The sequence below is a fragment of the Streptococcus oralis genome, assembly GCF_001983955.1.
GTDB lineage: Bacteria > Bacillota > Bacilli > Lactobacillales > Streptococcaceae > Streptococcus > Streptococcus jiangnanensis.
Genome location: NZ_CP019562.1, coordinates 1,464,428 through 1,477,678, shown reverse-complemented (window position 1 = coordinate 1,477,678; position 13,251 = coordinate 1,464,428). Strand labels below are relative to the sequence as shown.

General features: G+C 40.9%; 14 protein-coding genes. All 14 read left to right on the top strand.

Translation table 11 applies throughout. From position 1 onward, the window contains the following. Positions 1 to 245 precede the first annotated feature (245 nt). The 14 genes from pbp2b (at position 246) to BWR56_RS07025 (ending at position 13,129) form a co-directional block, all read left to right on the top strand. Positions 246 to 2,288: a penicillin-binding protein PBP2B gene (pbp2b, locus tag BWR56_RS07090; RefSeq protein WP_076984728.1), complete on the top strand. Its 2,043-nt coding sequence runs from the start codon at positions 246 to 248 to the stop codon at positions 2,286 to 2,288. A gap of 10 nt (positions 2,289 to 2,298) precedes the next feature. Continuing rightward, a complete protein-coding gene (recR, locus tag BWR56_RS07085) occupies positions 2,299 to 2,895 on the top strand; it encodes a recombination mediator RecR (protein ID WP_076984727.1) in 597 nt (198 codons plus the stop codon). 176 nt (positions 2,896 to 3,071) lie between these two features. Further along, positions 3,072 to 4,115 (top strand): D-alanine--D-alanine ligase, encoded by a 1,044-nt coding sequence (locus BWR56_RS07080; RefSeq protein ID WP_076984726.1) that lies wholly within the window; start codon positions 3,072 to 3,074, stop codon positions 4,113 to 4,115. A gap of 53 nt (positions 4,116 to 4,168) precedes the next feature. After that, on the top strand, positions 4,169 to 5,542 hold the full coding sequence (locus BWR56_RS07075) for a UDP-N-acetylmuramoyl-tripeptide--D-alanyl-D-alanine ligase (protein WP_076984725.1): 1,374 nt from the start codon (positions 4,169 to 4,171) through the stop codon (positions 5,540 to 5,542). Then, a complete protein-coding gene (locus BWR56_RS07070) occupies positions 5,529 to 6,140 on the top strand; it encodes an NUDIX hydrolase N-terminal domain-containing protein (RefSeq protein WP_071851243.1) in 612 nt (203 codons plus the stop codon). The genes BWR56_RS07075 and BWR56_RS07070 overlap by 14 nt, the downstream gene beginning before the upstream one ends. 88 nt (positions 6,141 to 6,228) lie before the next feature. Further along, positions 6,229 to 6,933 carry a YwaF family protein gene (locus BWR56_RS07065; protein ID WP_071851241.1) on the top strand — a complete coding sequence of 235 codons (705 nt, stop codon included), beginning with the start codon at positions 6,229 to 6,231 and terminating at the stop codon, positions 6,931 to 6,933. Between the two features lie 215 nt (positions 6,934 to 7,148). After that, the gene (gene ftsA, locus BWR56_RS07060; RefSeq protein ID WP_076984724.1) at positions 7,149 to 8,519 is read left to right on the top strand and encodes a cell division protein FtsA; all 1,371 of its coding nucleotides are present in this window, start codon (positions 7,149 to 7,151) and stop codon (positions 8,517 to 8,519) included. 16 nt (positions 8,520 to 8,535) lie between these two features. Continuing rightward, positions 8,536 to 9,792 (top strand): cell division protein FtsZ, encoded by a 1,257-nt coding sequence (ftsZ, locus tag BWR56_RS07055; protein WP_000144261.1) that lies wholly within the window; start codon positions 8,536 to 8,538, stop codon positions 9,790 to 9,792. Positions 9,793 to 9,795: 3 nt separating this feature from the next. Next, entirely contained in the window at positions 9,796 to 10,467 is a 672-nt protein-coding gene (locus BWR56_RS07050; RefSeq protein ID WP_076984723.1) for a YggS family pyridoxal phosphate-dependent enzyme, read from the top strand. Positions 10,468 to 10,476: 9 nt separating this feature from the next. Then, positions 10,477 to 11,007 (top strand): cell division protein SepF, encoded by a 531-nt coding sequence (locus tag BWR56_RS07045; protein WP_000053367.1) that lies wholly within the window; start codon positions 10,477 to 10,479, stop codon positions 11,005 to 11,007. Further along, on the top strand, positions 11,007 to 11,267 hold the full coding sequence (locus tag BWR56_RS07040; RefSeq protein WP_000576501.1) for a YggT family protein: 261 nt from the start codon (positions 11,007 to 11,009) through the stop codon (positions 11,265 to 11,267). The genes BWR56_RS07045 and BWR56_RS07040 overlap by 1 nt, the downstream gene beginning before the upstream one ends. Further along, entirely contained in the window at positions 11,264 to 12,055 is a 792-nt protein-coding gene (locus tag BWR56_RS07035) for a YlmH family RNA-binding protein (RefSeq protein WP_000126363.1), read from the top strand. Before BWR56_RS07040 ends, BWR56_RS07035 begins: the two co-directional genes overlap by 4 nt. A gap of 8 nt (positions 12,056 to 12,063) precedes the next feature. After that, positions 12,064 to 12,318, top strand: coding sequence for a DivIVA domain-containing protein (locus tag BWR56_RS07030; RefSeq protein ID WP_000028988.1), 255 nt, complete (start codon positions 12,064 to 12,066; stop codon positions 12,316 to 12,318). Positions 12,319 to 12,334: 16 nt separating this feature from the next. After that, positions 12,335 to 13,129 (top strand): DivIVA domain-containing protein, encoded by a 795-nt coding sequence (locus BWR56_RS07025; RefSeq protein ID WP_044020427.1) that lies wholly within the window; start codon positions 12,335 to 12,337, stop codon positions 13,127 to 13,129. Positions 13,130 to 13,251 lie beyond the last annotated feature (122 nt).

The following is a 13,251-nucleotide window of genomic DNA, read 5'->3' as shown; positions in this document are numbered from 1 at the left end:
TTTATGAGTCAAAGTCTTAAAGGTTAACGCTTTCCTAACTATTACTATCATTATATCATAGAAAATAGGATAACCAAATAAAAAGGCATTTTCAGTTAAAAGTCAAAAAATGCTTCGACTTTTCCAAGAGTTTCTCCGTAAAATATGGTACAATGAAATGTACTGAGCTTCACCTGTTTGCTCTATTATTTTAGGGAAAATAAAGGTGGAAATCGGGAATTTTTCTAGAAAAGAGTCTTAGTTGTATGAGAAAATTTAATAGCCATTCGATTCCGATTCGGCTTAATTTACTATTTGCGATTGTCATCCTGCTCTTTATGGCCATTATTGGTCGTTTGTTATACATGCAGGTGCTCAATAAAGATTTTTATGAAACAAAATTGGCCTCAGCCAGCCAAACAAGGGTAACAACCAGTTCAGCTCGTGGACAGATCTATGATGCGGCAGGGAAACCCTTGGTAGAAAATACTGTCAAGCAGGTTGTTTCTTTCACACGAAACAATAAAATGACGGCAGCTGAATTGAAGGAGACAGCCAAGAAACTCCTCACATATGTAAATGTAACCTCCCCTGATCTGACTGATCGACAGATTGCAGATTATTACCTGGCCGACCAGGATATTTACAAAAAAACAGTCGAATCCTTGCCAAGTGATAAACGCCTGGATTCAGATGGAAATCGTTTATCAGAAGCGACACTTTACAATAATGCGGTTGAAAGCATTGACGTGAGTCAACTTAATTATACAGATGACCAGAAAAAGGAAATCTATCTCTTTAGTCAGCTCAATGCTGTTGAAAATTTTGCAACGGGTACCATTTCTACGGATGCCTTAGATGATACCCAAGTTGCTCTCGTTGCATCAGCGTCCAAGGAATTACCAGGTATCAGCATTTCAACCTCATGGGATCGTAAAGTACTGGATACATCTTTATCAACAATCGTCGGTAGCGTTTCAAATGAGAAGTCAGGACTTCCAGCAGAAGAAGTGGACGCTTATTTGAAAAAAGGTTACTCACTCAATGACCGCGTTGGGACTTCCTATCTTGAAAAGCAATACGAAGAAGTCTTGCAAGGAAAACGTACCGTCAAGGAAATCCATTTGGATAAGCACGGAGACATGGAGAGTGTAGAAAATATCGAAGAAGGAAGCAAGGGTAAAAATATCAAATTGACCATTGATTTGGCCTTCCAAGATAGCGTAGACAACCTCTTGAAGAGTTATTTCAACTCAGAACTTGCAAATGGTGGAGCTAGGTATTCAGAGGGTGTGTATGCAGTCGCCCTTAACCCCAAAACAGGTGCTGTTTTGTCTATGTCAGGACTCAAACATGACCTGAAAACGGGAGAGTTGACTCCTGATTCCTTGGGAACGGTAACCAATGTCTTTGTCCCAGGTTCGGTTGTTAAGGCCGCTACCATCAGCTCAGGTTGGGAAAATGGTGTTTTATCAGGAAACCAAACCTTAACAGATCAGCCTATTGTTTTCCAAGGTTCAGCTCCAATTTATTCTTGGTATAAATTGGCATATGGATCTTTTCCTATTACAGCTGTGGAAGCCTTGGAGTATTCATCCAATGCTTACATGGTTCAAACCGCTCTTGGAATCATGGGCCAGACCTATCAACCAAATATGTTTGTTGGAACCAGCAATTTGGAAACAGCTATGGGAAAACTTCGTGCGACCTTTGGCGAATATGGCTTGGGGGCTGCGACCGGAATTGACCTACCAGATGAATCTACTGGATTTGTTCCCAAAGAGTATAGCTTTGCTAATTACATCACCAATTCCTTTGGGCAGTTTGATAACTATACGCCCATGCAGTTGGCTCAGTATGTAGCAACTATTGCAAATGATGGTGTTCGTGTGGCTCCTCGTATTGTTGAAGGCATTTATGGTAATAATGATAAGGGAGGACTGGGTGACTTGATTCAGCAACTGCAACCGACAGAGATGAATAAGGTCAATATATCCGACTCCGATATGAGTATCTTGCACCAAGGATTTTACCAAGTATCGCATGGAACTAGTCCCCTTACGACAGGACGGGCGTTTTCAGATGGCGCCACTGTTTCTATCAGTGGTAAGACCGGTACAGGTGAAAGCTATGTAGCTGGTGGTCAAGAAGCTAATAATACCAATGCCGTGGCCTATGCTCCAACAGAAAATCCTCAAATTGCAGTTGCAGTAGTCTTTCCTCATAATACCAATTTAACCAAAAATGTTGGGCCAGCAATTGCTCGCGACATTATCAATTTATATAACCAACACCATCCAATGAATTAGAAAGGAAGCCATGCTTTATCCAACACCTATTGCTAAGTTGATTGACAGTTATTCTAAGTTACCAGGTATCGGGATTAAGACGGCCACGCGTCTGGCCTTTTATACGATTGGGATGTCTGATGACGATGTCAATGAATTTGCAAAAAATCTCCTTTCTGCTAAGAGAGAGCTGACCTATTGTTCCATCTGTGGTCGTTTGACTGATGACAATCCTTGCTCCATTTGTACCGATCCAAGTCGTGACCAGACAACGATTTTAGTTCTTGAGGATAGTCGTGATGTGGCAGCCATGGAGAATATCCAAGAATACCATGGACTCTATCATGTCCTGCATGGCCTCATTTCTCCCATGAATGGTATCAGTCCAGACGACATCAATCTCAAGAGCCTTATGACTCGTCTGATGGATAGTGAAGTTTCAGAAGTGATTGTGGCGACTAATGCTACAGCAGATGGGGAAGCGACTTCCATGTATCTTTCCCGTTTACTCAAGCCAGCTGGGATCAAGGTTACTCGTCTGGCACGAGGCCTCGCTGTCGGAGCAGATATCGAGTATGCGGACGAAGTGACCCTCTTACGGGCTATTGAAAATCGAACAGAGTTGTAAGTGTGGACAAATTTACGAACTCCATTCATTTATAAAAAAATCAAAGAGGCTGAAAATTGTTCATATTGGCCTCTTTTTGTATAGTGTGATGAGTAGTGTCAGGTTCAAGTTTTAAAAAAACAAGCAAATATGATATACTAAAGAGCGAGTATTCTATTAGAATTGGAACAAATAATATGAAACAAACGATTATTCTTTTATACGGTGGACGGAGTGCGGAACGCGAAGTCTCTGTCCTTTCAGCGGAAAGTGTCATGCGTGCGGTCAATTACGACCGTTTCATAGTTAAGACTTTCTTTATCAGTCAGTCAGGTGACTTTATCAAAACGCAAGAATTTAGCCATACTCCAGGTCAAGAGGACCGTCTTATGACCAATGAAACAATCGATTGGGATAAGAAAGTTGCTCCAAGTGCTATCTACGAAGAAGGTGCGGTGGTCTTTCCAGTTCTTCATGGTCCGATGGGAGAGGATGGCTCTGTTCAAGGATTCCTTGAAGTTTTGAAAATGCCTTACGTCGGTTGTAACATCTTGTCATCTAGTCTTGCCATGGATAAAATCACGACCAAGCGTGTCTTAGAATCTGTCGGGATTGCCCAAGTTCCTTATGTGGCCATCGTTGAAGGCGATGATGTGACTTCTAAAATCACCGAAGTTGAAGAAAAATTGACTTATCCAGTCTTCACAAAACCATCAAACATGGGTTCAAGTGTCGGTATTTCTAAGTCTGAAAATCAAGAAGAACTCCGTCAAGCTTTGAAACTTGCCTTCCAATATGACAGCCGTGTCTTGGTTGAGCAAGGGGTTAATGCCCGTGAAATCGAGGTTGGTCTCTTGGGCAACTACGATGTCAAAAGCACGCTTCCAGGGGAAGTAGTCAAGGATGTTGCCTTTTATGACTACGATGCCAAGTATATTGACAACAAGATTACCATGGATATCCCAGCTAAAATCAGTGATGATGTGGTAGCTGTCATGCGTCAGAATGCAGAAACTGCCTTCCGTGCTATTGGCGGGCTTGGTCTCTCACGTTGTGATTTCTTCTATACAGATAAGGGAGAAGTTTTCCTAAATGAGCTCAATACCATGCCAGGATTTACCCAGTGGTCTATGTATCCCTTGCTCTGGGACAATATGGGGATTAGCTATCCAGAACTAATCGAGCGTTTGGTTGAGCTTGCTAAAGAAAGCTTTAACAAGCGTGAAGCGCATCTATTATAAAGATAGCTATAAGGGCGGGGCAAGACTCCCTGCCCCTTTTTAAAGGAGTAAACATGAAACTTACGATTCACGAAGTTGCGCGTGTTGTCGGTGCAAAAAATGATGTGACAAGCTATGTGGACAGCCCACTAGTCAAGGCAGAGTTTGATAGTCGTTTGATTGGACCTGGTGATTTATTTGTGCCACTCAAGGGGGCGCGTGATGGTCATGACTTTATCGAGACGGCTTTTGAAAACGGCGCTACTGTAACCCTGTCAGAGAAGGAAGTAGCAGGTCATCCTTACATTTTAGTAGAGGATGTTTTGACAGCCTTTCAAGCTCTTGCAGCTTATTACCTTCAAAAGACAGGAGTAGATGTCTTTGCTGTTACAGGTTCAAATGGGAAGACAACGACCAAAGATATGTTGGCGCATTTACTGTCAACAACCTACAAGACCTACAAAACACAAGGGAACTACAATAACGAGATCGGACTTCCTTATACAGTTCTTCATATGCCTGATGATACTGAAAAGTTGGTCTTGGAGATGGGGCAGGATCACTTGGGAGATATCCATCTCTTGTCTGAATTGGCTCATCCAAAAACAGCCATCGTGACCTTGGTTGGAGAAGCTCATTTGGCCTTTTTCAAAGACCGTTCGGAAATCGCCAAAGGAAAAATGCAGATTGCAGATGGCATGGCTCCGGGTTCTGTTCTCTTAGCACCAGTCGATCCGATTGTCAAGGACTACTTGCCTACAGATAAAAAAGTGGTCCGTTTTGGGCAAGGAGCTGAGTTAGAAATCACAGACTTGGTTGAGCGCAAGGATAGTCTGACCTTTAAGGCTAATTTTTTGGGACAAGCCCTCGATTTGCCAGTGACAGGTAAGTACAATGCCACCAATGCTATGATTGCTGCTTATGTGGCTCTTCAAGAAGGAGTGTCAGAGGAGCAAATTCATCAGGCCTTCCAAAATCTGGAATTGACGCGTAACCGTACTGAGTGGAAGAAAGCAGCCAATGGAGCAGATATTCTGTCTGACGTATACAATGCCAATCCAACTGCTATGAAGTTGATTTTGGAGACATTCTCTGCCATCCCAGCTAACGAAGGAGGCAAGAAAATCGCTGTCTTGGCAGACATGAAGGAACTCGGCGACCAGTCAGTCCAACTCCATAACCAGATGATTTTAAGCCTATCACCAGATGTGCTGGATACCGTTATTTTCTACGGAGAAGATATTGCGGAATTGGCTCAACTTGCCAGTCAAATGTTCCCAATCGGTCATGTTTTCTACTTTAAAAAAACAGCCGACGAGGATCAATTTGAAGACCTAGTCAAGCAGGTCAAGGAAAGCCTCGGCGCCAATGACCAAATTTTGCTCAAAGGCTCGAACTCCATGAATCTAGCCAAGTTGGTAGAAAGTTTAGAAAATGAATGCAAGTGATTTTGCCAAGTATCTGCAAAGAATGCTAGCCATTACGGATACTGGATTAACCTTTACAAAAGATCCTTTCGACCGTGAGCGCTACGAGGACTTGCGAAGCCTGTTATCTGAAATGTTGAATCAGGTATCAGACCTCGATGCAGAAGAAGTTGCAGAAGTCATGAAACCAACTTCCGCTTATGCAACTCCTCTGATGGACGTCCGTGCTTGGATTGTTGAGGATGAAAAAGTCTGTTTAGTTAGAGGAAAAGGGGAGGATAGTTGGGCTTTGCCAGGTGGTTTTGGTGAAGTTGGCTATTCTCCAACCGAAAATATTCTTAAGGAAATTGAAGAAGAAACCGGCTTTACAGCAAAAGCTAAAAGGTTACTTGCAGTTTTTGACACCAATCGTTTCCAACTACAGAGCAAACAATATGCAAAGTTTGTCTTTGAATGCCAACTTCTTGACGGACAATTTCAAGAGAATCAAGAAATTGCGGACCTTCAATTTTTTGCCATTGACCAATTGCCAGTCTTATCTGAAAAACGCATCACAAAAGAACAAATGGAGATTCTTTGGCAGATTCATCAAGGACAAAGAGACCAATATCTTGACTGAGAAGATTATTATCGTATTTCTGAATTCATTTTTTTCGATTGACATGGTATAATATGTGAGAAGATTTTGAAATAATGAGGAATATTAAATGAATTTATGGGATATTTTCTTTACGACGAAAGCTACAGAACCACCCCAATTTGATCTTGTCTGGTATGTAAGTTTATTTACTTTATTAGCTTTGACCTTCTATGCTTCTTATCGCTATTACGATAAAAAAGTCTATCAACGTTTTTTCCAAATTTTACAAGCTGTCCAGTTGATTCTTCTCTATAGTTGGTACTGGGGAAATCACATGCCGTTGTCAGAAAGTTTACCATTTTATCATTGTCGTATGGCGATGTTTGTAGTGCTATTACTTCCTGGTAAGTCAAAATACAAGCAATATTTTTCTCTACTTGGAATCTTTGGAACGCTTGCGGCTTTTGTGTATCCAGTACCCGATGCCTATCCTTTTCCCCACATAGCCATCCTGTCTTTCATTTTTGGTCACCTAGCTCTTCTAGGAAATTCTTTGGTTTATTTATTTAGACACTATGACCCTCGATTATTGGATGTTAAGGGGATTGTTTTATTAACCTTCTCACTTAATGCTCTGATTTTTGTGGTTAATTTAGTGACTGGAGGAGATTATGGGTTCTTGACAAAGCCACCATTGGTTGGTGATCATGGCTTAGTGGCTAATTATCTGATTGTGTCGCTGGTATTAGCTACAGCCATTAGTTTGACCAAGAAAGTATTAGAAGTTTTTTTAGAGCAGAAAGCAGAAAAAATACTTGTGAAGAAAGCTTAAGTATAAGCTTTCTTTTTTTGTAAAAAACGATACTTTTTTAAAGTAAGGCTGCTAAGATAAAAAAATAGAAATAAAAAGTGAAAAATGACTAGGAAATTTATCAAAATCTAAGCACAATAAGATTTTTTGTGTTATAATATTCTTTGAATAGCTATGCCCAAACATAGTTATTAAATAGAAGTGAGAAACTTGGAAGACAGAGAGGATGCGATGTAATGACTAGAGATGGTTTTTTTACAGGCTTAGATATCGGAACTAGCTCGATTAAAGTGCTAGTAGCTGAGCATAGAGATGGCGAAGTAAATGTAATTGGTGTTAGTAATGCCAAAAGTAAAGGTGTAAAAGACGGAATTATTGTTGATATTGAAGCAGCTGCTTCAGCAATCAAATCTGCAATCACACAGGCAGAAGAGAAAGCTGGTATTTCTATTAAATCTGTCAACGTTGGCCTTCCAGCAAACCTCTTGCAGGTTGAACCAACACAAGGAATGATTCCTGTCACTTCAGATACCAAAGAAATCACAGATCAAGATGTTGAAAATGTTGTCAAATCAGCTTTGACAAAGAGCATGACTCCTGACCGTGAAGTGATTACCTTTATTCCAGAAGAATTCATTGTGGATGGTTTCCAAGGAATTCGTGACCCTCGTGGTATGATGGGTGTCCGCTTGGAAATGCGTGGTCTGCTTTACACAGGTCCTCGTACGATTCTACACAATCTTCGCAAGACGGTTGAGCGTGTAGGCATTCATGTTGATAATGTGATTATTTCACCTTTGGCAATCGTGAACTCCGTTCTCAATGAAGGCGAACGTGAATTTGGTGCGACTGTCATTGACATGGGTGGAGGTCAGACTACTGTAGCGACTATCCGTAACCAAGAATTGCAGTTCACTAACATCTACCAAGAAGGTGGAGACTACGTTACTAAAGACATTTCTAAAGTCTTGAAAACATCTCAAAAAATTGCAGAAAGTTTGAAACTGAACTATGGTGAAGCTTACGTTCCACTTGCAAGTAACGAAACTTTCCAAGTTGAAGTAATTGGTGAAGTAGAACCTGTTGAAGTAACAGAAAGCTATTTGGCAGAAATTATCTCAGCACGCATCAAACATATCTTTGACAAAATCAAACAAGAGTTGGAAAGAAGACACTTGTTGGATTTGCCAGGAGGTATCGTCCTTATCGGTGGAAATGCAATTTTACCAGGAATTGTTGAATTAGCCCAAGAAGTATTTGGTGTTCGCGTAAAACTCTATGTACCAAATCAAGTTGGAATTCGCAACCCTGCATTTGCGCACGTGATTAGCTTGTCTGAGTTTGCTGGTAAATTGACTGAAGTCAATCTTCTTGCTCAAAAAGCAGTTAAAGGAGATGAATTCCTTCGTCAAAAACCAATCAACTTTGGTATTCCAAATCAACGTTTGAATCCAGTAGCGCAACCAAGTCCAGCACAAACAGCTCCAGCTGAAACTGTGCAGGAAACTCCAGTTGCTCCCAAGGAAGAATTCCAAGCAAGTTCTCAAAGTAAACCGAAGCTAACAGAACGTTTCCGTGGTTTGATCGGAAGCATGTTTGATGAATAAAAGAGGATAAGAAATTATGACATTTTCATTTGATACAGCAGCAGCTCAAGGCGCAGTTATTAAGGTAATTGGTGTCGGTGGTGGTGGTGGTAACGCCATTAACCGCATGGTTGACGAAGGTGTTGCTGGTGTAGAATTTATCGCAGCCAACACTGATGTACAAGCCCTTAGCAGTACGAAAGCAGAAACAGTTATCCAACTTGGTCCAAAATTGACTCGTGGTTTGGGTGCTGGAGGTCGTCCAGAAGTTGGACGTAAAGCTGCAGAAGAAAGTGAAGAAGCTTTGACGGAAGCTATCACTGGAGCGGACATGGTCTTTATCACTGCAGGTATGGGTGGTGGATCTGGTACAGGTGCAGCCCCTGTTATTGCACGTATCGCTAAAGATCTTGGTGCTCTTACAGTTGGTGTTGTGACACGTCCTTTCGGATTTGAAGGAAGCAAACGTGGCCAGTACGCTGTAGAAGGAATCAACGAACTTCGCGAGCATGTTGATACTTTGTTGATTATCTCTAATAACAACTTGCTTGAAATCGTTGATAAGAAAACGCCACTTCTTGAAGCTCTTAGCGAAGCAGATAACGTTCTTCGCCAAGGTGTTCAAGGGATCACTGACTTGATCACGAACCCAGGATTGATTAACCTTGACTTTGCTGACGTGAAAACTGTAATGGCCAACAAAGGGAATGCCCTTATGGGTATCGGTATCGGTAGTGGTGAAGAACGCGTTGTTGAAGCGGCTCGTAAAGCAATTTACTCTCCACTTCTTGAAACAACAATCGATGGTGCAGAGGATGTCATCGTCAATGTTACTGGTGGTCTTGATTTGACCTTGATTGAAGCAGAAGAAGCTTCAGAAATCGTCAACCAAGCAGCTGGCCAAGGTGTAAACATCTGGCTTGGAACATCAATTGATGAAAGCATGAAGGATGAAATCCGTGTTACAGTTGTAGCGACAGGTGTTCGTCAAGAGCGCGTGGAAAAAGTAGTTGGAGCTCGTAACAACCAACCAGTTGGACGTCCATCAACTAAAGCGCCACAAGCACACACATTTGACCGTCAATTCGACTTGGAAGAGACAGCAGAATTGCCTAAATCAAGCCCACGTCGCTTTGAAACAAACCAAGCGTCTGCTTTTGGAGACTGGGACTTGCGTCGTGAGTCTATTGTTCGCCAAACAGATCCAGTTGTTTCACCAGTAGAACGCTTCGAAACACCAGTTTCACAAGATGAAGATGAATTGGATACACCTCCATTCTTCAAAAATCGTTAATCAATGAATTTGAAAAAAAATACTGAATTAGTTTTTCAGCAAATAGCTGATGCTAGTCAAGAAGCCAACCGTGCTCTAGATGCTGTTTCAGTAATCGCAGTGACAAAGTATGTAGATGTACAAACGGCGGAAGCCTTGCTTCCGCTTGGTGTCCGTCATATAGGTGAAAATCGAGTCGATAAATTTTTAGAAAAATATCAGGCCTTGAAAGATTACCCAGTTACTTGGCATTTAATAGGAACACTACAGAGACGGAAAGTGAAAGAAGTAATCCCATATGTGGATTACTTTCATGCTTTAGACTCCTTAAAGTTAGCCCAGGAAATTCAAAAGAGAACAGATCATGTTATCAAGTGTTTCTTGCAGGTCAATATTTCTGGGGAAGAAAGCAAGCATGGGTTTTCAAAAGAAGAATTGCTAGAACTTTTGCCAGAATTGGCTGAGTTAGATCAGATTGAGTATGTTGGTTTAATGACCATGGCTCCTTTTGAGGCAGACAGTGAAGAATTGAAAGAAATTTTCAAGGATACGCAGGCTCTGCAAGCAGAAATTAGAGAAAAACAAATCCCTAATATGCCGATGACAGAGCTAAGCATGGGAATGAGTCGTGATTTTAAAGAAGCGATTCAGTTCGGCTCAACCTTTGTTCGAATCGGTACAGCATTTTTTAAATAGGAGAGAGCTATGTCTTTAAAAGATAGATTCGATAAATTTATAGATTATTTTACAGAAGACGGAGAAGAAACGACTAACTACCAGACTCAACAAGAGGAAACAGTTAGCCCAGCCATCTCATCTTCTAAAGAATTACCAGCACCTGCTCAGTCAGGATCAGCAAAAGATGCAAATATTACTCGTCTTCATGCGCGTCAGCAAGAATTGGCAATGCAAAGCCATCGTTCAGATGAGAAAGTGACAATTGACGTTCGCTATCCAAGAAAATATGAAGATGCAACTGAGATTGTAGATTTGTTGGCTGGAAATGAAAGTATTTTGATTGATTTCCAATACATGACAGAGGTTCAAGCCCGTCGTTGCCTTGATTACTTGGACGGAGCCCGCCATGTCTTAGCTGGGAATATGAAAAAAGTTGCGAGTACGATGTATCTATTGACGCCTGTCAACGTTGTCGTGAATATTGAAGATATCAAACTTCCAGATGAATCACAAAGCGCTGAGTTTGGTTTTGATATTAAACGAAATAGAGCAAGATAATGATTTTCTTAATCCGTTTAATCCAAAATGCGGTTAGCATTTATTCCATCATTCTCGTTGCATTTGCTCTTCTTTCATGGTTTCCAAATGCCTATGAAAGCCAGTTAGGTCGCTTAGTTATCAGACTTGCTCGCCCAGTTATTGAGCCCCTTCGTAAGCTCAATCTACAATTTGCTGGTCTTGATTTTACGGTTTGGGCAGCGCTGATTCTGATTCAGTTTGTTGGAAATCTCTTAACACGACTAGTCTTATTACTATGACAGCAAATCGAGCCATTTATCAGCATTTTTCCCAAGATGATATTCCCTTTATTGATAAGGGGTTAGAGTGGATCAAGCGGGTAGAAGATACCTATGCACCGGTACTTACTCCTTTTATCAATCCCCATCAGGAACAGATTTTGAGGGTACTAGCTGGGACATATGGACTGGGTTGCCAAAGTAGTGGTGATTTTCTTCCGACAGAGTCGGTTCGAGTTCTTCTCTATCCAGATTACTTTGAACCGGAGATATCAGACTTTGAAATGGCCTTGTTGGAAATTTGCTATCCGAGTAAGTTTGAGCAACTGAGTCATGGAAAAATATTGGGAACAATTATCAACCAACTAGGAATTGACCGTAAATTATTTGGTGATATCTTGGTAGATGAAAAGAGAGCACAGATTTTTGTCAATCGTGATTTCATTCCTCTTTTTCAGGATGGAATAAGAAAGATTGGCAGACTTCCTGTATCGCTGGAGGAACGTCCTTTTACCGATAGGATTTTGTCTAAAATTGATTATAGAGAACGAGAAATTTTAGTTTCGAGTTTTCGATTGGATGCCCTCTTATCAAGTGCCTTGAAATTATCTAGAAACCAAGCTAGTCAACTGATAGAGAAAAAATCTGTCCAGGTAAATTATCATGTGGTTGAAAAATCTGATTACCAGGTTGCAGTTGGGGATTTGATCAGTGTGAGAAAGTTTGGTCGTTTGAAAGTTGTCAAAGACAATGGTCAGACCAAAAAGGATAAGAAAAAACTAACAGTCAGGCTACTTTTAAGCAAGTGAGAAAAAATATGTCGATTACACCACAAGAAATAAGTGATAAAGCTTTCTCAAGAACATTCAGAGGCTACAATCAGGAAGAAGTTGACCTATTTCTAGATAAGATTTACTTTGAATTAGAGGAGATGATTCGATACAAAGATGAAACTGAACTCTATATCAAAAAACTAGAAGAACGTCTTTCCTATTATACGAATGATATTCCTAAGAGAACAGTAACAAGCGAGCAAGAACCAGAAGCAATTAATGATTCTATTTTTTATTAAGTAAGTGAGGAAAAGTATGCCAATTACATCGTTAGAAATTAAAGATAAAACCTTTGGTACAAGATTTAGAGGTTTTGATCCAGAAGAAGTAGACGAGTTTCTGGATATCGTTGTTCGTGACTACGAAGACTTGGTTCGTAGCAATCACGATAAAGAGACACACATCAAGAGTTTGGAAGAACGTTTGTCTTACTTTGATGAGATGAAGGATTCCTTGAGTCAGTCAGTTTTGATTGCTCAAGATACAGCGGAGCGTGTTAAACAAGCTGCTCAAGAACGTTCAAACAATATTATTCAACAAGCTGAACAAGATGCTCAGCGTTTGCTTGAAGAAGCGAAATACAAGGCAAATGAAATTCTCCGTCAGGCTACAGATAATGCGAAGAGAGTGGCTGTTGAGACAGAAGAGTTGAAGAATAAGAGCCGTGTATTCCATCAACGCCTCAAGTCTACGATTGAAAGTCAATTGGCTATTGTCGAGTCATCTGATTGGGAAGATATTCTTCGCCCAACAGCTACTTACCTTCAGACAAGTGATGAAGCCTTTAAAGAAGTGGTGGGTGAAGTTCTTGGTGAAACTGTATCTTTACAACCAGAGGAAGAGCCTATTGATATGACTCGTCAATTCACACCAGAAGAGGTTGCTGAATTACAAGCTCGTATCGAGGCTGGTAACAAAGAATTAGCTGAGTTTGAAGCTCAACAAAACCAACAGACAGAAGAAAGTGACCAGCATGAAGAGTCAGTTGAAGTAGAAGCTACTGCGGCAACTGAGAACGATGCAAATAAAGAATCTGTTCTTATCCTATAAAAAATGTGAGAACAAGATCCAACCAACTATATTTTCAGCGAGCGGGAGATGGTGAGAGTCCTGCAATCCCTAGTGGTTAGATTATCCTCTCAAGCAATCCAGTCCGAAAACAGTAAGACTAG

Coding starts and splice junctions, on each gene's coding strand:
- pbp2b (WP_076984728.1), top strand. CDS start 246: ATGAGAAAATTTAATAGCCATTCGATTCCGATTCGGCTTAATTTACTA.
- recR (WP_076984727.1), top strand. CDS start 2,299: ATGCTTTATCCAACACCTATTGCTAAGTTGATTGACAGTTATTCTAAG.
- BWR56_RS07080 (WP_076984726.1), top strand. CDS start 3,072: ATGAAACAAACGATTATTCTTTTATACGGTGGACGGAGTGCGGAACGC.
- BWR56_RS07075 (WP_076984725.1), top strand. CDS start 4,169: ATGAAACTTACGATTCACGAAGTTGCGCGTGTTGTCGGTGCAAAAAAT.
- BWR56_RS07070 (WP_071851243.1), top strand. CDS start 5,529: ATGAATGCAAGTGATTTTGCCAAGTATCTGCAAAGAATGCTAGCCATT.
- BWR56_RS07065 (WP_071851241.1), top strand. CDS start 6,229: ATGAATTTATGGGATATTTTCTTTACGACGAAAGCTACAGAACCACCC.
- ftsA (WP_076984724.1), top strand. CDS start 7,149: ATGACTAGAGATGGTTTTTTTACAGGCTTAGATATCGGAACTAGCTCG.
- ftsZ (WP_000144261.1), top strand. CDS start 8,536: ATGACATTTTCATTTGATACAGCAGCAGCTCAAGGCGCAGTTATTAAG.
- BWR56_RS07050 (WP_076984723.1), top strand. CDS start 9,796: ATGAATTTGAAAAAAAATACTGAATTAGTTTTTCAGCAAATAGCTGAT.
- BWR56_RS07045 (WP_000053367.1), top strand. CDS start 10,477: ATGTCTTTAAAAGATAGATTCGATAAATTTATAGATTATTTTACAGAA.
- BWR56_RS07040 (WP_000576501.1), top strand. CDS start 11,007: ATGATTTTCTTAATCCGTTTAATCCAAAATGCGGTTAGCATTTATTCC.
- BWR56_RS07035 (WP_000126363.1), top strand. CDS start 11,264: ATGACAGCAAATCGAGCCATTTATCAGCATTTTTCCCAAGATGATATT.
- BWR56_RS07030 (WP_000028988.1), top strand. CDS start 12,064: ATGTCGATTACACCACAAGAAATAAGTGATAAAGCTTTCTCAAGAACA.
- BWR56_RS07025 (WP_044020427.1), top strand. CDS start 12,335: ATGCCAATTACATCGTTAGAAATTAAAGATAAAACCTTTGGTACAAGA.